The sequence below is a fragment of the Nitrobacter vulgaris genome (assembly GCF_031453995.1).
Lineage (GTDB): Bacteria > Pseudomonadota > Alphaproteobacteria > Rhizobiales > Xanthobacteraceae > Nitrobacter > Nitrobacter vulgaris.
Genome location: NZ_JAVDPZ010000021.1, coordinates 43,701 through 69,961, shown reverse-complemented (window position 1 = coordinate 69,961; position 26,261 = coordinate 43,701). Strand labels below are relative to the sequence as shown.

General features: G+C 61.3%; 21 protein-coding genes. 8 read left to right on the top strand and 13 right to left on the bottom strand.

The features are described from left to right. The first annotated feature begins 456 nt into the window (after positions 1 to 456). Positions 457 to 966: a CAP domain-containing protein gene (locus tag GGQ85_RS13480; RefSeq protein WP_309774933.1), complete on the top strand. Its 510-nt coding sequence runs from the start codon at positions 457 to 459 to the stop codon at positions 964 to 966. A gap of 172 nt (positions 967 to 1,138) precedes the next feature. Next, positions 1,139 to 1,927, top strand: a complete 789-nt coding sequence (locus GGQ85_RS13475) for a 3-hydroxybutyrate dehydrogenase (protein ID WP_309774932.1) — start codon at positions 1,139 to 1,141, stop codon at positions 1,925 to 1,927. Positions 1,928 to 2,003: 76 nt separating this feature from the next. On the opposite strand, the gene GGQ85_RS13470 is transcribed toward GGQ85_RS13475, so the two are convergent. After that, a complete protein-coding gene (locus GGQ85_RS13470) occupies positions 2,004 to 3,377 on the bottom strand; it encodes a flippase (RefSeq protein ID WP_309774935.1) in 1,374 nt (457 codons plus the stop codon). Positions 3,378 to 3,493: 116 nt separating this feature from the next. Further along, positions 3,494 to 4,336: a protein-disulfide reductase DsbD domain-containing protein gene (locus tag GGQ85_RS13465; protein ID WP_079448026.1), complete on the bottom strand. Its 843-nt coding sequence runs from the start codon at positions 4,334 to 4,336 to the stop codon at positions 3,494 to 3,496. Between the two features lie 139 nt (positions 4,337 to 4,475). Between GGQ85_RS13465 and GGQ85_RS13460 the strand changes: the two genes are divergently transcribed. Next, positions 4,476 to 5,126 carry a YqgE/AlgH family protein gene (locus GGQ85_RS13460; RefSeq protein WP_309774931.1) on the top strand — a complete coding sequence of 217 codons (651 nt, stop codon included), beginning with the start codon at positions 4,476 to 4,478 and terminating at the stop codon, positions 5,124 to 5,126. Positions 5,127 to 5,170: 44 nt separating this feature from the next. On the opposite strand, the gene GGQ85_RS13455 is transcribed toward GGQ85_RS13460, so the two are convergent. Together GGQ85_RS13455 and GGQ85_RS13450 are read right to left on the bottom strand one after the other, a co-directional pair. Beyond that, positions 5,171 to 8,047, bottom strand: a complete 2,877-nt coding sequence (locus GGQ85_RS13455) for an EAL domain-containing protein (RefSeq protein ID WP_309774930.1) — start codon at positions 8,045 to 8,047, stop codon at positions 5,171 to 5,173. A gap of 233 nt (positions 8,048 to 8,280) precedes the next feature. Then, positions 8,281 to 9,279: an NAD(P)H-quinone oxidoreductase gene (locus GGQ85_RS13450; RefSeq protein WP_309774929.1), complete on the bottom strand. Its 999-nt coding sequence runs from the start codon at positions 9,277 to 9,279 to the stop codon at positions 8,281 to 8,283. Between the two features lie 217 nt (positions 9,280 to 9,496). On the opposite strand from GGQ85_RS13450, the gene GGQ85_RS13445 reads away from it, so the two are divergent. Together GGQ85_RS13445 and rcdA are read left to right on the top strand one after the other, a co-directional pair. Continuing rightward, positions 9,497 to 9,685, top strand: coding sequence for a DUF1192 domain-containing protein (locus tag GGQ85_RS13445; RefSeq protein ID WP_079448023.1), 189 nt, complete (start codon positions 9,497 to 9,499; stop codon positions 9,683 to 9,685). Positions 9,686 to 10,208: 523 nt separating this feature from the next. Continuing rightward, positions 10,209 to 10,730, top strand: a complete 522-nt coding sequence (gene rcdA, locus GGQ85_RS13440; RefSeq protein WP_079448022.1) for a protease adaptor protein RcdA — start codon at positions 10,209 to 10,211, stop codon at positions 10,728 to 10,730. A gap of 233 nt (positions 10,731 to 10,963) precedes the next feature. On the opposite strand, the gene rpmE is transcribed toward rcdA, so the two are convergent. After that, positions 10,964 to 11,191, bottom strand: a complete 228-nt coding sequence (gene rpmE, locus GGQ85_RS13435) for a 50S ribosomal protein L31 (RefSeq protein ID WP_079448021.1) — start codon at positions 11,189 to 11,191, stop codon at positions 10,964 to 10,966. 250 nt (positions 11,192 to 11,441) lie between these two features. Between rpmE and GGQ85_RS13430 the strand changes: the two genes are divergently transcribed. Beyond that, the gene (locus GGQ85_RS13430) at positions 11,442 to 13,226 is read left to right on the top strand and encodes an ABC transporter transmembrane domain-containing protein (protein ID WP_079448126.1); all 1,785 of its coding nucleotides are present in this window, start codon (positions 11,442 to 11,444) and stop codon (positions 13,224 to 13,226) included. A gap of 45 nt (positions 13,227 to 13,271) precedes the next feature. Here GGQ85_RS13430 and GGQ85_RS13425 read toward each other — a convergent pair whose 3' ends face one another. From GGQ85_RS13425 to GGQ85_RS13415, 3 genes are read right to left on the bottom strand one after another with little or no spacing between them, the layout of a single operon-like run. After that, the gene (locus GGQ85_RS13425) at positions 13,272 to 13,733 is read right to left on the bottom strand and encodes a GNAT family N-acetyltransferase (RefSeq protein WP_079448125.1); all 462 of its coding nucleotides are present in this window, start codon (positions 13,731 to 13,733) and stop codon (positions 13,272 to 13,274) included. Between the two features lie 43 nt (positions 13,734 to 13,776). Beyond that, positions 13,777 to 14,805: a peptidoglycan -binding protein gene (locus tag GGQ85_RS13420; RefSeq protein WP_309774928.1), complete on the bottom strand. Its 1,029-nt coding sequence runs from the start codon at positions 14,803 to 14,805 to the stop codon at positions 13,777 to 13,779. Between the two features lie 10 nt (positions 14,806 to 14,815). After that, positions 14,816 to 15,889: a flagellar motor protein MotA gene (locus GGQ85_RS13415; RefSeq protein WP_309774926.1), complete on the bottom strand. Its 1,074-nt coding sequence runs from the start codon at positions 15,887 to 15,889 to the stop codon at positions 14,816 to 14,818. 596 nt (positions 15,890 to 16,485) lie between these two features. Here GGQ85_RS13415 and GGQ85_RS13410 point away from each other — a divergent pair. Then, positions 16,486 to 17,694 carry an efflux RND transporter periplasmic adaptor subunit gene (locus GGQ85_RS13410; protein WP_309774925.1) on the top strand — a complete coding sequence of 403 codons (1,209 nt, stop codon included), beginning with the start codon at positions 16,486 to 16,488 and terminating at the stop codon, positions 17,692 to 17,694. A gap of 3 nt (positions 17,695 to 17,697) precedes the next feature. After that, on the top strand, positions 17,698 to 20,859 hold the full coding sequence (locus tag GGQ85_RS13405; RefSeq protein WP_309774924.1) for a multidrug efflux RND transporter permease subunit: 3,162 nt from the start codon (positions 17,698 to 17,700) through the stop codon (positions 20,857 to 20,859). Positions 20,860 to 21,053: 194 nt separating this feature from the next. Here the strand turns inward: GGQ85_RS13405 and GGQ85_RS13400 are convergent, their stop codons facing one another. The 5 genes from GGQ85_RS13400 to GGQ85_RS13380 form a co-directional block, all read right to left on the bottom strand. After that, positions 21,054 to 21,845 (bottom strand): inositol monophosphatase family protein, encoded by a 792-nt coding sequence (locus GGQ85_RS13400; protein ID WP_079448123.1) that lies wholly within the window; start codon positions 21,843 to 21,845, stop codon positions 21,054 to 21,056. A 61-nt stretch (positions 21,846 to 21,906) separates the two neighbouring features. Continuing rightward, positions 21,907 to 22,947, bottom strand: a complete 1,041-nt coding sequence (locus GGQ85_RS13395; protein ID WP_309774923.1) for a tetratricopeptide repeat protein — start codon at positions 22,945 to 22,947, stop codon at positions 21,907 to 21,909. Next, entirely contained in the window at positions 22,944 to 23,639 is a 696-nt protein-coding gene (locus tag GGQ85_RS13390; RefSeq protein ID WP_309774922.1) for a thiamine phosphate synthase, read from the bottom strand. The genes GGQ85_RS13395 and GGQ85_RS13390 overlap by 4 nt, the downstream gene beginning before the upstream one ends. Positions 23,640 to 23,911: 272 nt before the next feature. Next, a complete protein-coding gene (locus tag GGQ85_RS13385; RefSeq protein ID WP_309774921.1) occupies positions 23,912 to 24,943 on the bottom strand; it encodes a class I fructose-bisphosphate aldolase in 1,032 nt (343 codons plus the stop codon). A gap of 118 nt (positions 24,944 to 25,061) precedes the next feature. After that, a complete protein-coding gene (locus GGQ85_RS13380; RefSeq protein ID WP_309774920.1) occupies positions 25,062 to 26,258 on the bottom strand; it encodes a phosphoglycerate kinase in 1,197 nt (398 codons plus the stop codon). Between the last annotated feature and the right edge of the window lie 3 nt (positions 26,259 to 26,261).

The following is a 26,261-nucleotide window of genomic DNA, read 5'->3' as shown; positions in this document are numbered from 1 at the left end:
CGCTTCGCCGCCATGATCTGCTCCGTGACGAATCACGGAGCTCTATGAATCAGCGATCAAACCGATTGGGAATCCTGAATGTCGATCGGTTCTAGTGTAGTTTTGGTTCAGACCCTCGCTTCATTGTCTCAGCGAGTCCGTCAGGCGAACCAAAATCTGGAACATAGGGTCGCTTATGTCCCTTTGATCCGGCGTTCATATCAAAGACTGCCGCAAGACAGGCGAAAGCCAGTGTCGGTACGCTAAGGCTTCATTCACCTTTCAGCCACCATTGATGTGCAACACCTGCAACTGATTGGGGACTAGTGGCCCGATTCCGACATTCGCATGCTGTTTTCAGCGCGTCTTTGGCGAATGTTAAGATCGATGGACCTCTAGCAAGTATTAGTTGCTCGCGCCCTTTCGAATCCGAAGTTCGAAGGGCGCAGTGCAGAACTTCAGATTCGGGATACGAGGATGATCCGCACCTTTGCCGTGCTTCTTGGCCTGCTGACCGTGGCCGGATGCGTTACGGAAAAACCGCCGTCTGACGAGCAGCCGGCGTTCTATCTCGACATGGCCCATGGCGGAGCCAAGCTGGATGCCGCGGTGGCGGCCTCCATGATTTCCGGCTATCGCGCTAATAACAGCCTTGGTCCTGTGACGGTTGATCCCGAACTCATGAAAGTCGCCGAAACTCAATCGATGGTGATGGCCAAACGCAATAAAATGGATCACGACGTTGCCGGAACGCTGCCCAAGCGGCTGGCGGCGGCCAACTATCCGGCAACGCTGGCGGTCGAGAATATCGGTGCCGGTTACCACACCCTCGCCGAGGCCTTCTCGGGCTGGCGCGATTCGCCCCCGCATCGGGCCAACATGCTCAAGAACGGCGTCACGAAATTGGGCATCGCGGCGACCTATGCTCCGGATACCAAATACAAGGTGTTCTGGACGCTGGTATTGGCGTCCACCGACGCGCGATAACGACTGCGTGGAGCGGTGTCGCCTGCGACCCGAGCGCGAACCGACGTCACGGTGCCGCCTCAGGCGCATTAGCGTGGAGGCGCCGCGGGCCGGCTTGAGCGGTGATACTGTGAGCCCGTGATTTGATAGAAGCACCGCCGTCGATGATCCGCTGTTCCGACAGGAGAAGGCGATGACGAACTTGAAAGGCAAGACCGCGGTCGTGACCGGATCAACCAGCGGCATAGGGCTGGCCTATGCCCGCGCCTTCGCCGGCGCCGGCGCTAATGTCGTGATCAATGGGCTTGGCACTGCGGCAGAAATCGACAAGGAACGCTCTGGCATCGAGGCGGAGTTCAAGGTCAAGGCGGTCTACTCGCCTGCCGACATGACTAAGCCCGCCGAAATTGCGGGCATGATCGAACTGGGCGAAACAACCTTTGGCTCGGTCGATATCCTCGTTAACAACGCGGGCATCCAGTTCGTTGCGCCGATCGAGGACTTTCCCATCGAGAAGTGGGACGCGATCATCGCCATCAATCTGTCGTCGGCCTTCCATGCCATCCGCGCCGCCGTGCCTGGCATGAAGAAACGCGGTTGGGGTCGCATCATCAATACCGCATCGGCGCATTCGTTGGTGGCCTCGCCCTTCAAGTCGGCCTATGTGACCGCCAAGCATGGAATTGCTGGCCTTACCAAGACGGTGGCGCTTGAGCTCGCGCCGCACAGAGTCACCTGCAACTGTATTAGCCCCGGCTATGTCTGGACGCCGCTGGTCGAGAAACAAATTCCCGACACCATGAGGGCGCGCAACCTGACCAGGGAGCAGGTCGTGGACGACGTGCTGCTCGCGGCGCAACCGACCAAGCAGTTCGTCACCGTGGAGCAAGTCGCCGCGCTGGCGCTCTATCTCTGCGGCGACGATGCCGCTCAGATCACCGGAAGCAACCTGTCGATCGATGGCGGCTGGACGGCAGCGTAGGCAATCTTCTCCGCTGAACGATGGATTTGTTTCGTCCATGCCCCGGAATAAATCCGGCCACGACGGGGTGACGTTTTTATACAGAGGCCCGCTTTCCAAACGCCAGCACATGCAATCCGAGTCTTCGGCGGACGATCCAGAACAGCAGGACCGTTTCGAACGCGAGCGAGATTGAAGTGGCGGCGGCGGCGCCATGGCCGCCGTAGCGCGGGACGAGCGCGAAGCACAGCGCGACGTTCATGCCGAAAGCCAGCGCATAAGCGGATGCACAGGCGTGCTGATGGCCAAGCATGTTGAGCAGCCGTTCGACCGGGCCGATGGCGGAACGGACCACGAGCCCGATCGCGGCGACGAACATGATGCTGTAGCCGGTGACGAATTGCGGACCGAATAGCCACAGCATCGGTTTGCCGAGTGCGAGCAGCACCAACGTTGCCGCAAGCGAGGGCCAGAACGTCCATTTGATCGCATGGGCGAGGTAGGCCGCCAACCGCTCGCGGTCGCCTGCGGCATGATATTCAGTGAAGCGGTGCGCCGTTGTCGCCGACATAGCGTAGTGAATGAACGACACCAGCGCCAAGGTTTTAACGACGGCGAAGTAAACGCCGACCTCCTCCGACGAGCGAAACTGCTGCAGCACGAGTACATCGGTGTAGGACAACAGGAGATAAAAGCTCTCGACCAGCAAAATCGGCAACGAGACCGAGAGCCAGCCGCGAAAATCGTGGACCTTCGGCCCGGACGCTACGATCGTGCCCAATCTGCGATTGAGTACGATCATCTGGCCGATCATGGCAATCCAGACCGCCGCTACGCTGGCCAGCATGGCGACGGTGGCGCTGAGGTGAAATCCCAGCGCGAAAGCGCCGGCGGTGAAGCCGATAATCAGCGATTGCCGCACGATGAACTGGGGCATCAGTCCGAGCCGCATCCAATCGTGGGAACGCGCAATGCCGTCCTGGGTGTTGGCGACCACGAATGCCGGTAGCGTCAGGCAGCCGACATAAAGCGGCACGACCGTCGCCGCATCGATCCACGGCGACAGTACTCTGACCAGGGCCGCGAGCGATATCGAGACCAGCGAGGCAACGATGAATGTCATCCAGCGGCTGCCGCTCAGGAATCCGCGCAGCCGTGCGTCGTCGCCGCTCGCGCGATATTCCGGAATGATCTTCTGCGCCGAGGCCGAGATGCCGAAATCCATCATGCTGCCGAGCAGCAGAACCCAGGTCCAGACATACACATAGACGCCGTAGTCGGAACCGCCCATCCACCGCGCGAGAAGGATTTGCGCCACGTATGCAAGGCCGGCGCTTATGACCCGGATGATGAAGATCGTGCCGGCGAGCCGCTTGGTCAGCGAAGCCTCGCTCGAACCTCCCATTATTGCGCGCAATCGTCCGGTCAGTAAGGGCGATCGCTTCGCAGGGGCGGGTTGGGTGTCCGTCATGGCCACGGCGAAATCCTCGGCGCGGGAAGCGCGCCATGATCCGGACTTAAGCAACGATTCCTTAAGATTCTGTTGGGTGAAACAGATAGGCTTGCATCGCCTGTGACGGTTCGCCATCAATTCAGATTGATATTGAATTCATAGGCGCTCTTGTCGCCGACCAGAGTCAGCTTCAACGCGGCGCCTTCAGCATTCGCGTTCGCCGGTAGGCCGTCGAGCTTGAATGAAAATCGTTTCACCCCGCGCGGCGCGTGCTCGTGCCGGGTCGGGATCGGCAGCGACCAGTCCGGCGTCGGGCCTTCGACGAACAGGTTGACCTCGTCCCTGGGATTTGAGGTTGCGACATCGACGATCACCGTGGATTTCTCGTCGCGCCTGACGTCGCGAATCGTCAAGGGATTAGGGTCCCCGATCCGGGCCGGCTTTGGCACCATATCGAGCGCCGCGGCAAGCGCGCTGTCCTCTGCGCTGGCGACGCTGGCGAAAGCAAGCTCCATAGTGGCTTCGGCGGGAATGCACAGCTTGGCGCATACCGCGAAATTGACGGTTGCGCGCAGCGTGATCGGTTTCTCGGCATTGGTAGCTGCGATCCGCAACGGCAGCACGATCTGCTCCTTGTAGCCGAGCGCATGACCGCCCGCGCCGTCGGGAAATTTCGATGGCGCGGGCCACAGCACAGTCACAGCATCGACGTTGTCCGACCTTGAGAAGTCAAACCGCGGCGGCACGCCCGAGTCGCCCGGTGTCCGCCAGAAGGTTTTCCAACCCGGCTCGAGCTGAAACGCGATGCCACCGAGCAGTACCGCTCCGCTGCGCGAGCCCGCGAGCAGGCGGACGGCGGCGTGGCTGCCTTGCTGCCATGGCGAGGAATCTTGGGCCGTCGCAGGAATTGAAAGCGCACAACCCAGCAATGCGACCGCAACGCAGGGCACCGCGTAAAGAGGAACTTTGATGATCATGCAGCGTCTTTTTACAGGTTGCTCCGAAGCCAAACTATTGAATTGCTTGTGATGTGCTGTTTAGCCGTGGCGGGATGGTTGATTGACAGAATGGGCGCCCAATATCAGGATGGAAGGGTAACATGAGGGTCGTTTGCTGATGAATCCAGCGCGTAAAGGGCCTGGCAGGGACCGTCGTCACGCCGACGATGCAGACACGGAGACTGATGACCGCAACTATCTCGACGGCCAGCTGCTGATTGCTATGCCGGTGATGGAAGATGAGCGGTTCGCACGATCCGTGATCTATGTTTGCGCGCACTCGTCCGAGGGAGCGATGGGTATTATCCTCAATCGCCCTGCCGGAAGCGTCGACTTCACTGATTTGCTGGTGCAACTCGACATCATCAAGCGAACCGACCAGATCAAGCTGCCGGAAACCGCCGAGACGATGAAAGTGATGAAAGGCGGCCCGGTCGAAACCGGCCGCGGCTTCGTTCTGCACTCGAGCGATTTCTTCATCGAAGATGCGACGCTGCCCATTGACGAGGGCATCTGCCTGACCGCGACGCTCGATATTTTGGAAGCTATTGCCAAAGGCACCGGCCCAAAACACGCGATCCTGGCGCTTGGTTATGCCGGCTGGGCGCCGGGTCAGCTGGAGACGGAAATCCAGGACAACGGATGGTTGCACTGCCCGGCTGATCAGGACCTGATCTTCGGCCACGATATCGAGGATAAATATACTCGCGCGCTGCACAAGATCGGCATCGATCCGGGCATGTTGTCGAACGAAGCCGGTCACGCCTGAGCGAGCCGAGGTTTTGCCTTTCGGGCGTTGCGCATTGGCCGATCTCAGCTTGCCGCCTCAAGCCGCTCCTGGGCCAGGAGCCGCATCGTCGCATCGGCGTCCATCGGCTCGCCGAATGCGAAGCCTTGCGCGTATTCGCAGCCCATCTGATAGAGTTCTACCGCATCAGAGTCGGTTTCAGCGCCTTCGGCGACAACATCCATGCTGAGATCGTGCGCCATTGCGATGATCGACTTGAGAATGACAGGCCGCGTGCCCCGCGTTGTGGTGCGCACGAACGATTGGTCGATCTTGATGGTGTCGAGCGGGAAACGCTGCAGGTACGATAGCGAGGAATAGCCCGTACCGAAATCGTCAAGCGAGAGCCCGACGCCAAGTTCGCGAATTCGTTGCAGCATCTGCGCTGCATGTTCGGGATTTTCCATGACCAGCGATTCTGTCAGTTCAAGCTTCAGTGTGCCGCGCGCGATTGATGAGCGCGACAGCACAGAGCGGATGTCGTGGATCAGATCATGCCGCAGCAATTGGCGCGAAGAGACGTTGACGCTGGCGAAAATCGGTGGTTGCGACCGGATAGTGCGCTGCCAGACCGCGAGTTGGCGCGTGGTCTGGTCCATCACGAACGTCCCGAGATCGACAATCAGGCCGGCTTCCTCGGCGATGGTGATGAATTCGTCCGGCGCCATCCGCCCAAGCTTGGGGTGATCCCACCGTGCCAGCGCTTCGAAACCCGCGATCGAGCGGTCCTCCAGCCGGACGATAGGCTGGTACAGGATGGCGATCTCACGCCGTTCGATGGCGCGCCGCAACTCCGACTCGAGCGATAGCCGATCGTTTTTCCGGGCGCGCATCGCGGGTTTGTAAACGTCGATCCGATCGCCGCCGATCCGTTTGGAATGGTACATCGCAAGTTCAGCATCCTTGATGATCTCCTCCGTCAATTGCGTCTGAGGGTCACTCAGCGCGAGACCGATCGACGCGGTCAGGAAGATTTCGCGGTCATTGAAGGTGATCGGAGCGCGGATGGTCTTGCGGATGGTTTCGGCGAACGCGGTGATGCGGGGCGGGTCCTGCTCCGACAACAGGATGAGGCCGAACTGGTCGCCGGAAAGTCGCGCCAGCGTATCCTGTGGTTTCAGGATGCGCGTCAACCGCCGTGCCAGCGTCAGCAGGATCGAATCCCCGACCGCGATACCAACGGAATCGTTGACCTGCTTGAAACGGTCGAGGTCGATTACCATCAGGGTCGGCCGCAGGCTCGGCATGGTCTTGGCGAAGGTCGCGACCGCGTTGAGACGGTCGATGAAAAGCTTGCGATTTGGAAGGCCGGTCAGGTTGTCGTGCACCGAATCGTGGAGCATCCGCTCCTCGGCTTTCCTGGTCTCGGTGACATCGGTGAGAGTTCCGACCACGCGTGAAACCTCGCCGTCGGACCCGACCACCGGGCGCGCTTTCAGTGCGAACCACATGAAGTGGCCGTCGGACATGCGCAGCCGGAAGTCCTGCACAAGCCGTCCCCGACGCTGTTCGAGTACGCTGTCCAGCGCCGCGCGGAACCGGTCCTGATCGAGCGGATGCAGTACCTCCAGCCAGGTCGCCGCCGGACCCCCGAGCGCTCCGCGTTTCAGGCCGAGCAGGCTTTCGGTCTCGGGACTGGTGAAGACCTTGTCGGCGGAGACGTCCCAGTCCCAAACCAGATCACCCGCGCCGGTCAACGCGAGAGCGCGGCGCTCGACGTCGGATACGACGCCCGAGGTGCTGCCTCCGCCAGCGAAAGCATGCTGCATTACCGTGAATCCGATCAGCATCACGATCAGCACGAGGCCGCCGAGCAGGGCGGGGCCGACGATGTCGTTGATGACTTTGCCTTCGATCGCCATTCCGGCGGCGCTGACCCAAACCACCAACAGGAACCAGGTCGGGATCAGCAATACGGCGCGATCAAAGCCGTGAACCGCGAGATAGACGATCAGTCCGAAGCCGAATATGGCGATCAGGGCGAGCGACATCCGCGCGATACCGGAGGCCACCGCCGGATCGAACAGGGCAAGCGCCACCAGAGAGCCGAGGAAAGCCAGCCAGCCAAGGGTGATATGCGAATAGCGGACGTGCCAGCGATTGAGATTGAGATAGGCGAATAGGAATACGAGCAGCGTTGCCGCGAGAATCGCCTCGCCCGAGGCGCGCCAGACCCGTTCAGCACCGGCCGACATGTCCAGTACCTTGCCCCAGAAGCCGAAATCGACGCCGATATAAACCAGCACCGCCCAGGCAAGCGCCGCGGCGGCAGGAAACATGATGCTTCCCTTGACCACGAACAGGATGGTCAGCACCAGCGCCAGCAACCCGGAGATGCCGATGACGATGCCCTGATACAAGGTGAAGGAATTGACCTTGTCCTTGTAGGCGTCGGGCTCCCAGAGATAAAGCTGCGGCAGCTTGTCGGTGCGCAGTTCCATGACGAAAGTAATGACTGCGCCCGGATCGAGCGTGATGCGGAAGACGTCGGCGGTGGCGCTCTCCTGCCGCTCCGGACGATCACCGGTCGATGGCGTGATGGTCGCGATGCGCGATTGTCCGAGATCCGGCCAGAGCAGTCCCGAAGACACGAGGCGGTAATGCGGTGCGACGATCAAACGATCCAGTTGATCGTCGGTGTTGTTGGCAAGCGCGAAAACGACCCAGTGCTGGCCGCCTTCCCGCGCGCGCACCTCGATGCGGCGAATGATACCGTCGGTGCCGGGCGCGGTCGAGACTTGAATGCGGTCTGAGTCGCTGTGCTGATGATCGAGGATGGCGGTGAGGTCGATGGCGGGCGCGTCGCTGCGGACGCTGACGGCGTCGACTGCGCGTGCCGGCGATGCCGCGACGAAAATCATGAGGGCCAGCGAAAGACACGCAAGCCACCTGATCGCACGCAATGTCATTTCCTCATGTTCAACATACAGTCCCGCCTTTTTGCGCGGGAGGAGATTGAGATCCGCGCCGAGACGATCCTGGAAGTCACAGACCTGGACGTCACAGACCTGGACGCCACAGAAATGAAAGCGAACCCGTGCAAACCCGTCACCTGCTCTCGCCGAACCAGCCGACCGCGCGAGATAGATGACATAATTTCAAAAGGAATTATAGGCTCCCGCAGGTTCGCAGGAATCTAAACTGTCAACACAATTTTGCCCACATGCGCGCTGGTTTCCATCCGCCGATGAGCTTCCGCTGCCTTGTCGAGCGGGAAGCTGCTGTCGATCAGCGGCTTGATTCGTCCCTCGTGCATCAAGGGCAGCACTTTGGCTTCGATGGCGCCGACCATCAAGGCCTTGTCTGCAACCGACCGCGGCCGCAGCGTCGAACCGGTATGGTGCAGCCGCTTCATCATCAGCCTGGCGAAATTAACGGTTGCCTTCGCACCATTGAGAAATGCGATCTGCACGATGCGGCCCTCGAGCGCGGCGGCATCATAGTTCTTCTCGATGTAGTCGCCGCCGACCATATCGAGGATGAGATTGGCGCCTGCGCCGGCCGTCATCGCCTTCACCTCCGCGACGAAATCCTGGAGTTTGTAGTTGATGGCGTGATCGGCACCAAGGCTAAGACAGGCGTCGGCCTTCTCCTTTGATCCGACGGTCACGATCGTCCTTGCACCGAACGCCTTGGCGAGTTGAATCGCCATAGTGCCGATGCCCGATGAACCGCCGTGTATCAGCAACGTCTCGCCTGCTTTCAATGCGCCGCGTTCGAACACATTGTGCCACACCGTCATCAGGGTTTCCGGTGTAGCGCCGGCTTCAATCATGGAGAACCCGAGAGGGATCGGCATCGCGATCGACTCATGCGCGACGCAGTATTGTGCGTATCCGCCGCCCGAGACCAGCGACATCACTTTGTCGCCGAGTTGATACTTGCTCGCGCCTTCGCCAAGCGCAGCTATCTCGCCAGCGACTTCCAGGCCGGGCAGATCGCTGGCGCCGGGTGGTGGGGGATAGCTGCCGGAGCGCTGTAGGATATCCGGCCGGTTGACGCCGGCCACCGCGACCTTGATCAGGATTTCGTTTGTGCCGGGTGAGGGAACCGGACGAATCTCCGGCACAAGAACCTCCGGGCCACCGGGCTTGCTGATGCCGATGGCGGTCATTTGCACTGGTGGCTTATCCATGGGTCGTCACCGGGGAAAACCGCGGGAAAGACGGTCCGACGCTGACTATAGCGTTTTCAAGCGACGTGCGTACCAATTCGTGTGAGAAGTCCGTCACCAACAAACTCGTCACGGTCGGGCCTCGGATTGCATGAGAAGCGAATAAGCTCTGGACAGCCGGCCGCGAACTGGAAAAAACCTGTGACGACGGGCTCTTGAGCCGCAGCGGGACGGACGCATGACCATCGACGACGACGAACCCAGGAAAAAGATCACGCATGACATCGGGCAGGATCTCTCGCTGCTTTCGGTGAACGAACTCGAGGACCGTATCGCGTTGCTGACGGCCGAGATCCAGCGCCTGCGGGCGGCTGAAGTGAAGAAGCGCGCCTCGAAGGATGCGGCTGACCGTTTTTTCAAGTCTTGAAAGATGTATTCGGTCCGGATTGGTCCGACCGGTTCCCCCGGTGCCTGCATGACCGGGGAGAGCCCTGCCCAAACTGCAAACAAAAGCTGAAGAAATTCGTTCGTTTACGATTAATTAAGCTTTCCCGACTATGACTGAAATGTCCTTCATTGGACACCGAGTGGCTTCCTGTCCACTCTGTTTGACGCCTCCCTGTTATCAACTTCAGGCCGCCGGAAACGGCGGCTCTTTTTTTTGCCTGCGTCATCTTATTACTGCGTCATTTTGCTTGGCGTTATCCTCGCAATGTCGCCTTGAATATTAACCCTTATTAATCCTTGCCGATATCTGGCGCTGGACTCCCGCTCCGCGGCGCGCAATGATTTGTTCATCATAAGTCGGCGCGAAGAAGCCGGCGGGCGGCCAAAGGTGTATTCGCAAAATGGATACCGGCCGTCGATCAGGGTGTACGTAAGTTATTGATTTAATGAATTTTCTTGCGGTAACCGGATTTCACTTGCGGACACTGCGTGAGGCGTGAACCATGTTCGATCCATCGGCAGGCGACAGCGGTCTTGTCCAGTTCAGCGAACATCTCGCCGGTTCTTCCGTATTCACCGCCTTGTTCCGGGAAGGCATGGATCTGGTCGAGGAAACCGCTGCCTATCTCGATGGTGATGGCCGCACCGAGGCGAAATCGCTCGAACGTTCAGTCAGCCTGACCTACGCCACCGAAAGCATGAGGCTCACCACTCGGTTGATGCAACTCGCTTCGTGGCTCTTGCTGCATCGCGCCGTGAAGGAAGGCGAGATGACGCTGGCACAGGCCAATCGCGAAAAGACCAGGGTCAAGCTGTCGGCGGCGGATCCCGGTGCGCAGGACATGATCGCAAAATTGCCGTGGCAGTTGCAGGATCTGATCGAGCGGTCGATGAATTTGCAGGCGCGGGTACGGCGCCTCGATACCACCATCCATGCGCCGCCTGTAGAGCATGGGACGGCCGGTAATCCGCTGGTGTCGCAACTCGACCGTCTCAGGGAAGCATTCGAGCGCCAGACCGGCTAACCCTACCGAGAAAGTCGCAACGGGATGGTCTCGGCCGTCGTGCCGCATGTTTTTTTGAAGGCGTAGCGCAAGGAGAGCGCTTCACCTTTTGATGGAACGCTCATTTCCGATGTCATGCGAGCCGGCTGACCGGCCAGCCGATAAAAGACCCGCTAAGCGGTCTCCTCAGAACGTCCGGATTGTTCCGGCGTGATGCGCCTCGCAATGACGCGATCTCGGATTGAGTTTTAAACTCAGTCCTTCTTGAGAAAGCCCGAGAATTTTTTCTGGAACCGGGAGACGCGGCCGCCGCGGTCGAGAATCTGTTGGGAACCACCGGTCCATGCTGGATGCGACTTGGAATCGATGTCGAGGTTCAGCGTATCGCCGTCCTTGCCCCAGGTGGAACGGGTCAGGTACTCTGTTCCATCGGTCATCACGACCTTAATTGTATGATAATCCGGGTGAATTTCGGCTTTCATGACGTGTCCTTGCAGGGCGGATGGTTTTGGGCGGATTTGGTCCGCTCTATATCGCACCAAGGTTTGACGGACAAGCGCGCCTGTGCATTTGCCAGCGTGCGCGGGGGGGCATATTAGGTTGCCTTATCAGCAATAGCGTGGTCAGGCGATGAGTCCGGTAGAAGTGCGTGAAAATACCTCGAAATCCGCGGCGGTCACCCTGCCGCTCGACGGTCCCTCAAAGGCTGGACCCGAGCCGGTCGCACCTGTCATGGCGGATCAGGCCTCGCCGCCGGACGCCGGCGCACGCGGCGGCACTCGGTTGCGCCCGCTTCTCGCGCTCTTGCCTTATATCGCCCGCTACCGCGGTCGGGCGCTGCTTGCGCTTGTCGCCTTGGTCGTCGCCGCGCTGACGACGCTGGTCGTGCCGCTCGCAGTGCGCCGGATCATCGACTTCGGCTTCACGTCCGAAGGCGTCGCGATGATCAACAGCTACTTCACCATGATGATCGGTGTTGTCGCCGTCCTCGCCGGCGCCAGCGCGGCGCGTTATTTTTTGGTGACCACCACCGGCGAGCGCATCGTCTCCGATCTGAGGCGCGACGTGTTCGCCCACCTGATCTCGCTGTCGCCGGTGTTTTTCGACACCGCCCGCAGCGGCGAACTGGTCTCGCGGCTGACGGCCGATACAACCCAGATCAAGTCCGCGGTCGGTTCCTCGATATCGGTCGCGTTACGCAACGTCGTGCTGTTCCTCGGCGCGGCCTCGATGATGGTGATCACCAGCCCGCGCCTGTCCGGCCTGGTGCTGGCGGCTATCCCGCTGATCGTCCTGCCGCTGGTCGCATTCGGACGCTGGGTGCGCCGCCTGTCGCGGAGCGCGCAGGATAATCTCGCGGAAGCCACGGCCTATGCCTCCGAACTGGTCGGCGGAATCAGGACGGTGCAGGCCTATACCAACGAGCGGCTCGCCGATGTCCGTTTCGGCGGCGAAGTCGAGCAGGCCTATCTGGCGGCGCGCAATTCGGCGCGCGCCCGTGCCGTGCTGACCGCGATCATCATCTTCATCGTTTTCACCAGCGTGGTCCTGATCCTCTGGATCGGTTCGCGCGACGTGCTGAGTGGCGACATGACACCGGGCCGCCTCGGCCAGTTCGTGCTGTATGCCGCGTTCGCCGCGACCGGTCTCGGGCAACTCAGTGAAGTCTGGGGCGAGGTCGCCGCCGCATCCGGTGCGGCCGAGCGCCTCTTCGAGTTGCTTCGCGTCAAGCCAGTGATCGCGGCGCCGCCATCACCGCGCGCTCTGCCGGCGCCGGCGCGCGGCGATGTCACGCTGGACAACGTCAGCTTCGCATATCCGTCGCGCCCGCAGGTCAAGGTGCTGGACGGTGTCTCGCTTGCCGTGAAGGCCGGTGAGAAGGTTGCCATCGTCGGCCCGTCAGGCGCAGGAAAAAGTACAATATTTCACCTGCTGCTGCGGTTCTACGATCCCGCCGCCGGCACCATCTCGTTCGATGGCGTTCCGCTGCGCACCGCCGATCCACGCGAGGTTCGTGCCCGCATCGCGCTGGTGCCGCAGGAATCGGTGATCTTTGCCGCGTCCGCCCGCGAGAATATCCGCTTCGGTCGGCCGGATGCGTCCGATGCCGAGGTCGAGCGTGCCGCCGAGCTGGCCCATGCCACGGAGTTCATCTGCCGGTTGCCCGGTGGCTTCGAGGCGCTGCTCGGCGAACGCGGCGTGACGCTGTCCGGCGGACAACGCCAGCGTATCGCCATCGCCCGCGCAATCCTGCGCGACGCGCCTCTCTTGCTGCTGGATGAGGCGACGTCGTCGCTCGACGCCGAATCCGAGACCCTGGTGCAGACCGCGCTGGAAGAACTGATGAAGCACCGCACCACGCTGGTGATCGCGCATCGTCTCGCTACCGTGCTGTCATGCGACCGGATCATGGTCATGGATCAGGGACGGATCGTGGAGCAGGGCACGCACGCCTCGCTAGTCGCCGCCAATGGACTGTATGCGCGCCTGGCGCGGCTGCAGTTCGAGGGTGTGTGACGCAATGCTGCGTCATGCCCGGCCACGGCGACTCAAATACGGGCGTCACGGTTTCCATTCCATACGGTTGACCAGCCGTCCCGACGTTGGATTGACATCGTCGCCCGCGTGGACGAATCCGTTGCGCGCGTAGAAGCGGATGGCGCGGCCGTTGTCGGAGTTGACCAGCAACGTAATTCCCGCCGGCGATAGCCGTTTCGTCTCGTCCATCAGGGCGTTTGCAATATCGCCGCCCCAGTGCTCGGGTGCGACCACGAGCTGGTCGAGATAGCCCGCTGCATCGATGGTGATGAAACCTGCCAGCTCTCCGGATTGTTCGGCAACAATGATTTCGGCGTTGGGTACAAGCTCGTTGCGCCAGCGTTCGCGCCACCACGGCACGCGTGCCGCGAAATCGATCGCGGGGTAGGTTTGTTGCCACGTCGCCTGCCACAAAGCGATCGTGGCGTCTTCGTCGGCTGGCGCGTAGGGTCTGAGTTTGAACGACTCGGTTTCTTGTTTGGGCATGATTTCCCCGACAATCGGAGCTCCACCTTTCGGGATCATACTCTCACCGCTCGGTGAGCTTCAGTTCGATACGGCGGTTGCGCTTGAAGGCGTCTTCCGTCGCGCCGGGATCGAGCGGCTGGAACTCGCCGAAGCCCGCAGCGACCAGACGTTGCGGCGGCACGCCGAGCGATACCAGATACTGCACCACCGAGATCGCGCGCGCCGCCGACAAGTCCCAGTTCGACTTGAAGACCGGGCTGTTGATGGGCCTGACGTCGGTGTGGCCGTCCACGCGCAGCACCCAGGCGATCTCGCTTGGGATCTGTTTGTCGAGATCGGTCAGCGCGCCGGCAACCTTATCGAGTTCGGATTTTCCTTCCGACAGAAGCGTCGCCTGCGCAGTATCGAAAAAGACCTCTGACTGGAAAACAAAACGGTCGCCGACAATTCGAATATCCGGCCGGTTGCCGAGAATGGCACGCAAGCGTCCGAAAAATTCCGAACGGTAGCGAGACAGCTCCTGCACTCGCTTTGCCAGCGCGACGTTCAGCCGTTGGCCGAGATCGGCGATGCGGTTCTGCGACTCTTTGTCTTTTTTCTCGGAGACGTCGAGTGCGTTCTCCAGCGCCGCCAGTTGTCGGCGCAGCGCGCTGATCTGTTGTGTCAGCACCTCGACCTGCGCCAGCGCGCGAGCCGAAAGCTGCTTTTCGGAATCCAGCGCCTTGTTCAATTGGCTGTTGCGGCCCGCGGCATCGTTACCCGCGCCGGCGAGGCCCTCATAAAGTCCCTTGATCCGATCGCGCTCGGCTTCGGCCGATACGAGACCCGCACGCAACTGGCTGACCTCGTCGCCGAGGCTGACCTTGCCGAGCTTTTCCAGCGACAGCAGATCGGTCAATTGAGCGATCCTGGCATTGAGTTGCTCCAGTGCCTTGTCCTTGCCCGAGACTTCCTGCGACAGGAAGAACTGCACCACCAGAAACACAGACAGCAGGAAAACGATCGCGAGCACCAGCGTCGAGAGGGCATCAACGAATCCTGGCCAGTAGTTGAATCCGCTCTCGTTCCGGCGCCCGCGTGCTAGGGCCATGATGTTTCTCTTAAGATTGTGCCCCTCCCTCTGCGGAGGAAGGCGCCGGCCGCGAAGCGGCGGTCGGGGTAAACGGGACGGTCAGCTGGTCGTCATCCGGCGGCTGTGCGAGGTACTGAAGCAGCTTTTTGATCTCGCGGTTTTGCTCGCCCTGTTCGTCCGCCCATTCGCGAACCAACTGCTGTTCGGTCCGCATATGGCTGACGAGACCCTGAATGGCTTCTGCAAGGCTCGCCATTGCGGAGGTGGTCTCATGGCCGGATCCCGTCTTCTCGACGGTGACGCGAAGCCGTTCAATCGCAGCTTTTATTTCGGCGGCCGGATCAGCCCGGGCCTCGCCGCTATATTCGCGAACGGTGGTAGCGAGCCAGTCCTCAAGGTCGGTATAGAAGCGGTTCTGCGCTTGACTGGATTGCAGATCGAGAAAGCCGAGAATCAGCGATCCGGCGAGGCCGAACAGCGACGACGAAAACGAAATGCCCATGCCGCCGAGCGGCGCAGCGAGACCTTCTTTCAGCGTCTCGAACATGGACCCGGTGTCGCCGCCGATCTTCAGGCCGTCTATCACCTTGCCGACGGAGCCGACAGTTTCGATCAAGCCCCAGAACGTGCCGAGCAGGCCCAGGAAGACCAACAGACCCATCATGTAGCGGGAGATGTCGCGGGCTTCGTCGAGCCGGGTGGCGATGGAATCGAGCAGATGCCGCATCGTCTGCTGGGAGATCGACATCCGCCCGGTGCGTTCGCCGCCGAGAATCGCGGCCATCGGAGCCAGCAGTCGCGGCCTCCGGTCAGTGGCCCGGCCCGGATTGGCGACGCGGAAATTGTTGACCCATGCGACTTCCAGATAGAGTCGGATCACCTGCCGGAATGCAAAAACGATTCCGATCGTCAGCACGCCTACGATCAGCGCGTTGAGACTGGGGTTGGCGAAGAAGGCGGAAACGGTCTGCTTGTAAAGAACGATCAGTACCAGCGCGCACAGCACAATGAACACGACCATGCGCACCAGAAATATCCGGGGCGGCGCCAGCTTGGTCGGTTCGATCTCCGGTGCGGAGCGGGGAGCGGTGCCTTGCGCCATGAGCGAACTTGCTTAACCCATCGAGGAGAGGCGAAGAAGTCGAGACAAGCTGCATTATGGCACGGTGTCGCCGGCAAAAAATAGCTCTTCCAACTATTTTGTCGTCGCTGTTTTGCAGCACCAAGAGCTTTCAATCGTTGCGTTTCTTTTGTGTCGAAGACGTCGTGCAGACTACTGTGAGGCTTAGACGCGCGTCGCGGGTTCAACTGTGCGGACCGACCCGACTCGATGAGATAGCCTTCGTTATCTCGCGGCTCGTCTGTCTCGTGCCGAAAGACATTGCTGCTCTGGTCAATCTTTGTGCTTCGCCTCGTGGCGATCAAACGACACGCTCGGAACGCACGCGCGTTACCATTTTCTTTCAATTCGAATGGAACCTGATCACGACTGTTTGAATCCGAGAAATCGGAGTGATCTCAAACCGATAGTGTCATGTGACATTGCGCCGCCAACAAATCTTATTGCGTCGCAGTCGTTCTCGTCTAACCTGCTTCAGGGGATATTGATACGGATTCGCGCATCAGGCTGCGAAGCATAGCGCTTCGCGGGCTGCGGATTCGTATTTCACTTTGCGAATACGAGGTTTCCAAGTTCCAATGCCAAGATTCAATTCACGTCTGACGTTGGTGGCTATTTTGCTCGCCGGATTGTCGCCGCTCCTTGGCGGCTGTGATGAGCCCGCTACGGCCGAAGCTTCGGTGAAAGCGGTTATCCCCGAAGTCAGCGTCGTCACGGTGGTTCCGAAACCGCATGCGATCGTTCGCGAACTGCCGGGCCGCATCTCGCCGTTACGGGTTGCAGAAGTACGCCCACGGGTTTCCGGCATTATTACCAAGCGGCTGTTTCGGCAGGGCAGTGAAGTGAAGGCGGGCGCCTCGCTGTATCAGATCGATCCGGAGCCGTTCGCGGTCGAAGTGCAGGCCGCGGAGGCGTCGCTGGCAAAGGCTAATGCCGTATTCGAGCAGGCATCGCATCATGCGAGGCGTATCGAGAAACTGACCGCCCGCCATGCCACCTCAGAGGCCGAAAACGAGAGGGCGATCGCTAACATGCGTCAGGCAGCGGCGGATGTCGCTGGCCGCAAGGCGGACTTGGCGCGAGCACGGCTCCATCTTGATTACACCACCATTCGTGCGCCGATCGACGGCGTGGTCGGCGCGGCTCAGGTGACGGAGGGTGCGCTTGTTATTCAGAACGATGCGGCAAGCCTCGCGACCGTGCAGCAACTCGACACGATTTATGCCGACTTCACCCAGTCAGTGTCGGAGCTAAATAATCTGCGTCGTGCATTCGAGACCGGCGAACTGGAGCGCATCGCACCGGGCGCTGCAAAGGTCCGCCTCGTGCTCGACGATGGAACGCTCTACCCGGTGCCCGGAAAGTTCCTGTTTTCTGAAGCTAAGGTCGATGCCTCGACCGGTCAGGTGACGCTGCGCGGCGAATTTACGAATCCGAAGCGCGAGTTGCTGCCAGGCATGTACGTTCGCGTGCTGCTGGAGCAGGGCGTCGACAGCGATGCCATCGCCGTTCCGCAACAGGCGGTGCAGCGCGACGCCAGCGGCGGCAGCGAGGTCTATGTCGTCAGAGACGACGGTCGCGTCATCGTGCGTCCGATCCGGACGGCTGCCGTCCAACACGGTCACTCCATGGTGAGCCACGGGCTGAAGGCGGGCGACCGTGTTGTGGTGGAAGGCTTCCAGAAGTTCACGGTGGGCGACAAGGTCAGCGCCGTGATGTGGACGGAAGCCGATGCTTCGCGGGAGACCGGAGCGCTGGCGGGCGAGACAGCGTCCGCGCGGCGGTAACGCATGCCGGCTTTCTTCATCGACCGGCCGATCTTCGCGTGGGTCGTCGCGCTGTTCATCTGTTTGATCGGCACGATTTCGATTCCATTCCTGGGCATCGCGCAGTATCCGATCATCGCGCCGCCTTCGATCTCGGTCGCGACCGTGTATCCCGGCGCCTCGCCGGAGAACCTTTATAACAGCGTCACGCGCCTGATCGAGGAACAGCTCAACGGCGCGACGGGCATCCTCAATTTCGAATCCACCAGTGATTCTCTGGGGCAGGTTGAGATCACCGCGTTCTTTGTTCCCGGCACCTCCACGGCTCTCGCGTCGGTGGACGTGCAGAATCGCATCAAGCGCATCGAGGCTCGCTTGCCCGCGGCCGTGCTGAAGGAAGGCATCCTGGTCCAGGAAGCCTCGAGCGCGGTGTTGCAGATCATCACGCTGCGTTCGACAGACGGCAGTCTGGATGAGGTCGGCCTCGGCGATTTTATGACCCGTAACATCATCGGGGAAATCCGGCGTATCCCTGGCGTCGGCCGGGCCACACTGTTCTCCACCGAACGCTCGTTGCGAGTCTGGCTCGATCCAGAAAAGCTCGTTGGCTACGATCTGACGTCGGAAGATGTTACCAAGGCGATTGCGGCGCAGAACGCGCAGGTGGCTTCGGGCAGCGTCGGTGGGCCGCCGAGCCGGGACGGGCAGAAAACTGCGGCGCTGGTATTGGTCAAGGGGCAACTCACCACGCCCGAGGAATTCGGCTCCATTTTGCTGCGCGCCAACCGCGACGGCTCCGCCGTACGCCTGCGCGACGTGGCGCGGGTCGAGGTTGGCGGCATGGATTACCGATTCACCACCCGCCTCAACGGCAAGCCGACCGCGGGTCTTTCGGTGCTGCTCGCGCCGGGCGCCAACGCGCTTGCCACCGCGAGCGCGGTGGAAGCCAAGATGAAGGAACTTTCGAAGTTCTTTCCGGCGAATATCGCCTACGGGATCCCTTACAACATCACGCCCGTGGTGGAAGCCTCGATCGAAAAGGTCGTGCATACGCTGATCGAGGCGGTGGTGCTGGTGTTTCTCGTGATGTTTCTGTTCCTGCAGAACATCCGTTACACGATCATCCCGACCATCGTGGTGCCGGTAGCGCTGCTCGGCACCTGTTCGGTGCTGCTAATCGCCGGCTATTCCATCAACATGCTGACAATGTTCGGCATGGTGCTGGCGATCGGCATTCTGGTCGACGACGCCATCGTCGTGGTGGAGAATGTCGAGCGCATCATGGCGGAGGAGGGACTGCCGCCCAAGGAAGCGGCGCGTAAGGCGATGTCGCAGATCACGAGCGCCATCGTCGGCATCACGCTGGTGCTGATGGCGGTATTCGTGCCGATGGCGTTCTTTCCGGGCTCTGTCGGCATCATCTACAGGCAGTTCTCCGTCACAGTGGTTTCCGCGATCGCCTTCTCTGCTCTGATGGCGCTGTCGCTGTCGCCGGCGCTGTGCGCCACGCTGCTCAAGCCCGTAGAGGCCGGACACGCCCACGCCCGCAAAGGCTTGTTCGGCTGGTTCAATCGCGCGCTGGAGAGCGTGCGTGGCCGCTATGTCTCGACGGTCGGCTGGTCGCTGAGGCGAACCGGACGCCTGATGCTGATTTACGCCGTTCTGGTCGGTGCTCTGGTCTGGGCTTTCGTTCGATTGCCCGCCGGCTTTCTGCCGGTGGACGATCAGGGCTTCATCACGACCGACGTGCAGACGCCGGCGGATTCGTCCCACGGGCGCACCGAAACGGCTGTGGAGGCGGTCGAAAAATACCTGGCCAAACGGCCGGGGGTTCAGGATGTCACTTTTCTGACCGGTTTTGCCTATTCGGGGCAGGGCATGAACACGGCGCAGGCGTTTATTACCCTGAAGGACTGGTCGGAGCGGCCTGAGAAAGATTCAGCCGCCAATATCGTCGCTGACGCCAATCGCGATCTGTTGTCGCTACGCGACGCCAAGATCACCGCGCTGCAGCCGCCGCCGATCGACAACCTCGGCAATTCCTCGGGTTTCAGCTTCCGTTTGCAGGATCGCGGCCAAAAAGGCTACCCGGCGTTGTTGCAGGCGACCGCTCAGTTGATCGCCGAGGCCAATGCCAGTCCGATCCTGCAGAATGTCTATGTCGAGGGTTTGCCGTCGGCGGGGCAGGTCAATCTCACGATCGATCGCGAGAAGGCCAGCGCCCTGGGAGTTACGTTCGAGGACATCAACGATACCATGTCGACCAATCTCGGCTCGACCTATGTCAACGACTTCCCCAACCGCGGGCGGATGCAGCGCGTGATCGTGCAATCGGATCGCGACGGCCGCACCACGGCGCAAGACATCCTCAACTACAACGTCAAGAACAGCAGTGGGGGGCTGGTTCCGTTCTCCTCCTTCTCCTCCATCGAATGGTCGAAGGGGCCGACACAGGTCGTCGGCTTCAACTACTATCCGTCAATGCGCATCACCGGAGAGGCGCGGGCGGGCTTCACCTCCGGCGATGCAATCGCCGAGATGGAACGGCTGGCTGATCGTCTTCCGCGCGGCTTTGGCTATGAATGGACCGGTCAGTCGTTGCAGGAAAAGTTGTCGGGATCACAGGCGCCGTTCCTGCTCGCGCTCTCGGCGCTAGTGGTGTTCCTCTGCCTGGCTGCGCTTTATGAAAGCTGGACCATTCCGCTCGCAGTGTTGCTGACGGTGCCGCTCGGGATCTGCGGCGCGGTGCTGGCCGCGACAACGCGCGGGCTTGCCAACGACGTCTATTTCACCGTCGGACTCGTCACCATCATCGGCCTGGCGGCCAAGGACGCTATCCTCATCGTCGAATTCGCCAAGGATTTGCGCGCGCAGGGCAAGCCGCTCATCGAAGCCACGATGGAGGCGTGCGCGCTGCGCTTCCGCCCGATTTTGATGACCGGCCTTGCATTCGTCTCCGGCGTGCTGCCGATGGTCGTTGCAAGCGGTGCAGGCGGAGCGAGCCAGCAGGCGCTAGGCACCAGCGTGATGGGCGGCATGATCGCGGTGGTGGTGCTGGCGCTCTTGATGGTGCCGGTGTTTTTCGTCGTCGTGATGCGCATACTCGGGCGCGACAAGAGCGGATTGGAGCCGGTGGGCGAGCCGGAAATCCACGGGCCGCCGGCACCGCTGCATCCAGCGGAATAACCAGCGGAGTTTCCGTGCGTCACGGCAGCGGTGAAAGACTCTGAAGCTTCCAGCGGGTGCGGTATGCGTGAGATATTTCCATCGTCGCGCTAACAATCGTCAGCCATGACTATTGTCCTCGCTGACTCAGTTTTCGGCAGCGTGGGTGTCGGAATCGCTTTGCGTCGAGCAAACGCCTTCATTGGCCTGGGCCGCTATCCCAGCGGCTTGAGGATTTTCACCAGTTCGGCGTGGACGAACTCGTTGCCGCAGATCACATCACCGGTCGCGAGCGGATCGTCATCGCCCTGGATGCCGCTGACGATGCCGCCGGCCTCGCGCACGATGATCTGTCCGCCCGCAATATCCCACGGCTGCAGGTTGCGCTCCCAGTAGCCGTCGATGCGTCCCGCCGCGACAAAGACGAGATCGAGCGAGGCCGCGCCGAAGCGCCGCAGGCCCGCCACCTTCGGCTGCAGGGCGGCCATCTCCCGTCGCGACAATTCATGGTCACCGCGTCCGATATGCGGCAGGCCGCAGGCGATAACGCAGTCGTTCATCTGGCGGCGCCCCGACACGCGCAGCCGCTGATCGTTGAGAAAGGCACCCTTGCCGCGCTCCGCGGTGTAGAGCTCGTCATTGGCGGGATTGTAAACGAGGCCGGCAATCAGCACGCCGTCACGCTGCAGGCCGATCGAGACTCCGAAATGCGGAATGCCGTGCAGGAAGTTGGTGGTGCCGTCGAGCGGATCGACGATCCAGGTGTGGCTCTTGTCCGTGCCCTCGCGGTTGCCGCCTTCTTCGCCGAAAAAGCCGTAGCCGGGACGTGCCTTGCTGAGCTCCTCATACAGGATGTCCTCCGCGCGCTTGTCCGCGAGACTCACGAAGTTCGCAGGTCCCTTCAGTGACACCTGAAGATTCTCGATCTCGCCGAGATCGCGTTTCAGGCTCCGGCCGGCGCGGCGCGCAGCCTTGACCATGACGTTCATGAGAGCGGATTGCAGCATGATTGAGCTCAGGTGGATGATGAGGTCTGGGTGCCCTGCGGGAAGGTTCCCGTCAAGCGGTTCATTGGATTCCAAGCCATTTACGGGCGGCGCTCTCCGCCTTGGCGCGTTCTTCGGGCGTTGCCTGCGCCATCGCTTCGTCGAGCATCAGATCGCCCTTGCCGGCGGTCTTCGCCACGATGTGCCATTTCAGGCCTTCGATCTTGTTTGTTGGCACGCCCATGTCCGTGACGAGAACCCGGGCGAGGCGATTTTGAGCGATCGCGCTGTTTTGCCTGGCGGCTTTGCGCAGCAGCGATACCGCGGCGGCCTCGTTCTTCTCGGTGCCGCTGCCGTTGAACAGCGCGATCGCATACTCGACTTCGGCATCGACGTTGCCAGCGAGCGAGGCCGCCTGCAACAGCCGCACTGACTTGTAGAGATTCTTTTCGAGGCCGTTGCCCTCCTTGTAGAAGGTCGCCAGTGCATATTGCGCCTCCGGGGTGCCGGCGTCGGCTGCGGATCGCAGTAGTTCGGCGGCGCGCTTGAAGTCCTGCGGCAGCGTTTGCCCGTCCATGTAGAGAAGGGCCAGGTTGTAGGCGGCCTTGGGCTGGCCTAGCTTGGCGGACGAAGCCAGCCATTTCACGGCGCTCGCCCTGTCGGGCGGTCCGCCGCGTCCGCTGATGCGAAGCATCGCGAGTGCGAACATTGCTTCGCGATCCCCCAGATCGGCCGCACGCTGGTGCCACTCGATTGCCTTGCCGTAGTCGCGCTTGACCCCGAGCCCATTGGCGTAGAGCTCGCCGAGCATGGTCATGGCGGCGGGAGCCTTGTTTTCCTGTGCCTGTTTCAATGCGAGATCAAACGCGGTCTTGTAGAGGCCGCGCTGATAGGCGCCGTAGACCAGATCCGTATTCGGGTCGTCAGGGGTTTGCGCGCTCGCCTTGTTGTCCGGTTCGGGTCTGGCGGATGGCGTTGGCGGGACCGACTTGATGGTCTTCGTCTTCACGTTCTTGCTGGCGGATGGCGGGTCGGCCGCCGGCGCTGACTGGAGCTGCGCCAGGGCGCTTTCCCCGAGCATGAGAACGCTGGCGACGATGACAACAGGACGCAGGAAGGTCATCCGGCGTCCCCATTAGGATGGTCCGCACGTTGCGCGCTTCCTTGCGATCCGAAACCTTGGCAGATTGCGGTTGCGACATCCGTGAGCGCCAGCGCCGCGCCGCGGGGGTCGTTCCAGACGATGTCGTCGACCAGCACGAAATCCGCACCCGATGCTGCGAAAATCTGTGCTTCATTGAGGTTCGCGGCGTGGGCGACGCAGGGCGGCTCGAACAGTTCGGCCCACCATGCCAGCCGATCAGCAATCGCTTCCGCGGACGGCCGATCACCGGTCTTATCCGGCTCGCCGAACAGCACGTAGTCGGCGCCGGTCTCGCCAGCGACCATGGCGTCATGGCGTGTCGACAGGCCGCCAACGCCGACGATGCGGTCGGGTTTCAGCGGCGGCATTGCCTCCTGCAGCGCCTCGATACCGGTGAGATGTGCGCCGTCGGCGCCGGACCGCGCGACCAGATCGGCATGGCCATCGAGCAAAACCGCAGCGCCGCTATTCTGGATCAACGGTGCGAGAACCTTGATGCGCGACATCATTGTGCGTGGATCGGAGGGCGCGAGCCGCATCAGCACTGCGGCGACATCCGCGGACGCCAGCGCGTCGGCCAGTGGCGTCATGATCCTTGCCGGATCGTCGATCTCCGGCGTCGCCAGATAAAGACGCGGCGCGGGCCGGAGGGGGGCTGATTTCGCGAGCATCGGAGGGCCTCGGGTAGCCGGACAGGTGAAAGTGAGCAGCTCAATGTCAGGACATTTTCGTCGAATTTAGCGTGAGCAGCAGGAGAAAGTTTTAGCGGCGTTCGACCTGCTGGTAGATCACGTTCATCATTCGGATCGATCTGATCCAAAATATCGCGATATCAGGGCGCAGCACCTTCTCCGCGCCCGTGATCCAGGCATCGACCCTCAAAAACAGTTGCGGCGTCGCACCGCAAGGGCAAATCATGGACAGGCGGTTGGGCGGCAATCCCTCACGCAGCTTTCTCCTCGAGGTCGGCTCTCCACTCTCCTTTGCTTGCGAGCGAATTCATCCGCGCCCGGTGAATGAGCGCCCGTTGCCCGGCTGCGACGTTCTCGGACTTGCCGGACCACGCCTTCTGCGCCGCCGCCTGTAACGCGCGGCCGTAGGAGAAGGTGAGCCTCCACGGCAGGTTGTCTATCCGATTCATGGCATCGAGATGGGCTGTGGCCTCCTCGTCGGACTGTCCGCCGGACAGAAACGCAATACCGGGCACGGCGGCCGGCACGCAGGCCTTCAGCATGCGTACCGTCCTTTCCGCGACCTCTTCGACCGATGCATTTTTCCCGCTCTTTTTGCCCGGGACCGCCATATTTGGCTTCAAAATCATACCTTCCAGCGCGACGCGCTGCTTGCGCAATTCCTGGAACGTCACGTTGAGTACGCGCGTCGTGACCTCAAAGCAGCGATCGATGTCGTGATCGCCGTCCATCAACACTTCCGGTTCGACGATAGGCACGATTTGGGCAGCCTGGCACAGCGCGGCGTAGCGCCCCAGGGCATGAGCGTTGACGCCGATCGCCGTCATGCTCGGGATACGACCTGCCGTGTTGATGTCGATCACCGCGCGCCATTTCGCGAAGCGTGCGCCGTGGGCGTAGTATTTTTTCAGCCGCTCCGCGAGCCGGTCCAGTCCGACGGTCACGAGTTCGCCGGGACATGCGGGTAAGGGTTGCGTTCCTTCATCGACCTTGATGCCGGGAATGGCACCGGCCTGCTCGATCAGCTTGATCAGCGGCGTGCCGTCCTTCGCGTTCTGCCAGATCGTTTCGTCATAAAGGATAACGCCGGAGATGTATTTCGTCATGGCGTCGGCGGCGCGGAACATCATCTCGCGATAGTCGCGCCGGCTTTCATCGGTGGATGTCACGCCGATGGCGTTGAACCGTTTGGTGATGGTGGGAGACGATTCGTCGGCGGCAAGAATGCCCTTGCCCGGCGCGACCATGGCCTGCGCCACTTCGTTGAGGTCAGCGAGATTCATCAGCGGCTCCTCCTGCATACCTCATCCGACTTCCGATAAGGTCGGAACTTGAGGATTATGCAGGCATGAGAGTTGCGGTTTTCTGACACCGCAACTCATTTTGCCGCGAGGAGCAGCGTCATTTTGCCCTTAGCACCTCAACGCCGGGCAGCGGCTTGCCTTCCATCCACTCCAGGAACGCGCCGCCGGCCGTTGAAACATAGGTGAAGTCACCGGCTACGCCAGCTTGGTTCAACGCCGCGACTGTATCGCCGCCGCCTGCGACCGACACCAGCTTTCCAGTCTTGGTGCGGGCTGCCGCGTGTTTTGCCGCGACGACGGTGCCGTGATCGAAAGGGGTCAGTTCGAACGCGCCGAGCGGGCCGTTCCAGACCAGCGTTGCGGCGTCGTCGATGGCCGAATGAACGCGCTCCACCGACTGCGGTCCAACATCGAGAATCATCCCCTCCGCAGGAATAGCGTCGAGCCCGTAGGCTTGGGACGGCGCGTTGGCGGCGAAATGGAATGCCACGGTCGCATCCACCGGCAGGATGATGGCGCAGTTGGCGGCCTCGGCCTTTTCCATAATGCGTAGCGCGGTCGCCGCGAGATCTTTTTCCGCCAGCGATTTGCCGATGTTGATGCCCTGCGCGTGCAGGAAGGTGTTGGCCATGCCGCCGCCGATCACCAGCGCATCGACCTTGCTGACGAGGTTTTCCAGGAGGTCGATTTTGGTCGAGACCTTTGCGCCGCCGATCACGGCGATGACGGGTTTGGTCGGTGCTTCGAGCGCTTTGTTGAGCGCTTCAAGCTCGGCCTGCATGGTGCGTCCGGCATAACCCGGCAGCTTGTGGCCGAGACCTTCGGTCGAGACGTGGGCGCGATGCGCGGCTGAGAAGGCGTCGTTGACCCAGATATCGCCGAGCTTGGCGAGTTCGGCGACGAACTCCGGATCGTTCTTTTCCTCTTCCTTGTGGAAGCGGGTATTTTCCAGGCACAGGATGTCGCCATCCTTCATAGCGGCGATCGCCTGTTGTGCCGGTTCGCCGACGCAGTCGTCGGCGAACGCGACCGGTTTGCCGAGTACTTTGGCAAGTTCCGCCGCGACCGGCCGCAACGAGTTTTTGGGATCGGGACCCTTGGGCCGGCCGAAATGCGCCAGCAGGATCGCTTTGCCACCCTTGTCCGCTATTTCCGTGATCGTCGGCGCCACCCGTTCCAACCGCGTGGCGTCGGTAACGCGCCCCTGCTCCATGGGGACATTGAGGTCGACGCGCAGCAGGACGCGCTTTCCTCTAACGTCAACGTCATCAAGAGTGCGGAAGGAATTTGTCATGGT

What these genes read in the sequence shown, in the direction of transcription:
- GGQ85_RS13480 (WP_309774933.1), top strand. Translation starts at nt 457, where the DNA reads ATGATCCGCACCTTTGCCGTGCTTCTTGGCCTGCTGACCGTGGCCGGA.
- GGQ85_RS13475 (WP_309774932.1), top strand. Translation starts at nt 1,139, where the DNA reads ATGACGAACTTGAAAGGCAAGACCGCGGTCGTGACCGGATCAACCAGC.
- GGQ85_RS13470 (WP_309774935.1), bottom strand. Translation starts at nt 3,377, where the DNA reads ATGACGGACACCCAACCCGCCCCTGCGAAGCGATCGCCCTTACTGACC.
- GGQ85_RS13465 (WP_079448026.1), bottom strand. Translation starts at nt 4,336, where the DNA reads ATGATCATCAAAGTTCCTCTTTACGCGGTGCCCTGCGTTGCGGTCGCA.
- GGQ85_RS13460 (WP_309774931.1), top strand. Translation starts at nt 4,476, where the DNA reads ATGAATCCAGCGCGTAAAGGGCCTGGCAGGGACCGTCGTCACGCCGAC.
- GGQ85_RS13450 (WP_309774929.1), bottom strand. Translation starts at nt 9,279, where the DNA reads ATGGATAAGCCACCAGTGCAAATGACCGCCATCGGCATCAGCAAGCCC.
- GGQ85_RS13445 (WP_079448023.1), top strand. Translation starts at nt 9,497, where the DNA reads ATGACCATCGACGACGACGAACCCAGGAAAAAGATCACGCATGACATC.
- rcdA (WP_079448022.1), top strand. Translation starts at nt 10,209, where the DNA reads ATGTTCGATCCATCGGCAGGCGACAGCGGTCTTGTCCAGTTCAGCGAA.
- rpmE (WP_079448021.1), bottom strand. Translation starts at nt 11,191, where the DNA reads ATGAAAGCCGAAATTCACCCGGATTATCATACAATTAAGGTCGTGATG.
- GGQ85_RS13430 (WP_079448126.1), top strand. Translation starts at nt 11,442, where the DNA reads ATGGCGGATCAGGCCTCGCCGCCGGACGCCGGCGCACGCGGCGGCACT.
- GGQ85_RS13425 (WP_079448125.1), bottom strand. Translation starts at nt 13,733, where the DNA reads ATGCCCAAACAAGAAACCGAGTCGTTCAAACTCAGACCCTACGCGCCA.
- GGQ85_RS13420 (WP_309774928.1), bottom strand. Translation starts at nt 14,805, where the DNA reads ATGGCCCTAGCACGCGGGCGCCGGAACGAGAGCGGATTCAACTACTGG.
- GGQ85_RS13415 (WP_309774926.1), bottom strand. Translation starts at nt 15,889, where the DNA reads ATGGCGCAAGGCACCGCTCCCCGCTCCGCACCGGAGATCGAACCGACC.
- GGQ85_RS13410 (WP_309774925.1), top strand. Translation starts at nt 16,486, where the DNA reads ATGCCAAGATTCAATTCACGTCTGACGTTGGTGGCTATTTTGCTCGCC.
- GGQ85_RS13405 (WP_309774924.1), top strand. Translation starts at nt 17,698, where the DNA reads ATGCCGGCTTTCTTCATCGACCGGCCGATCTTCGCGTGGGTCGTCGCG.
- GGQ85_RS13400 (WP_079448123.1), bottom strand. Translation starts at nt 21,845, where the DNA reads ATGCTGCAATCCGCTCTCATGAACGTCATGGTCAAGGCTGCGCGCCGC.
- GGQ85_RS13395 (WP_309774923.1), bottom strand. Translation starts at nt 22,947, where the DNA reads ATGACCTTCCTGCGTCCTGTTGTCATCGTCGCCAGCGTTCTCATGCTC.
- GGQ85_RS13390 (WP_309774922.1), bottom strand. Translation starts at nt 23,639, where the DNA reads ATGCTCGCGAAATCAGCCCCCCTCCGGCCCGCGCCGCGTCTTTATCTG.
- GGQ85_RS13385 (WP_309774921.1), bottom strand. Translation starts at nt 24,943, where the DNA reads ATGAATCTCGCTGACCTCAACGAAGTGGCGCAGGCCATGGTCGCGCCG.
- GGQ85_RS13380 (WP_309774920.1), bottom strand. Translation starts at nt 26,258, where the DNA reads ATGACAAATTCCTTCCGCACTCTTGATGACGTTGACGTTAGAGGAAAG.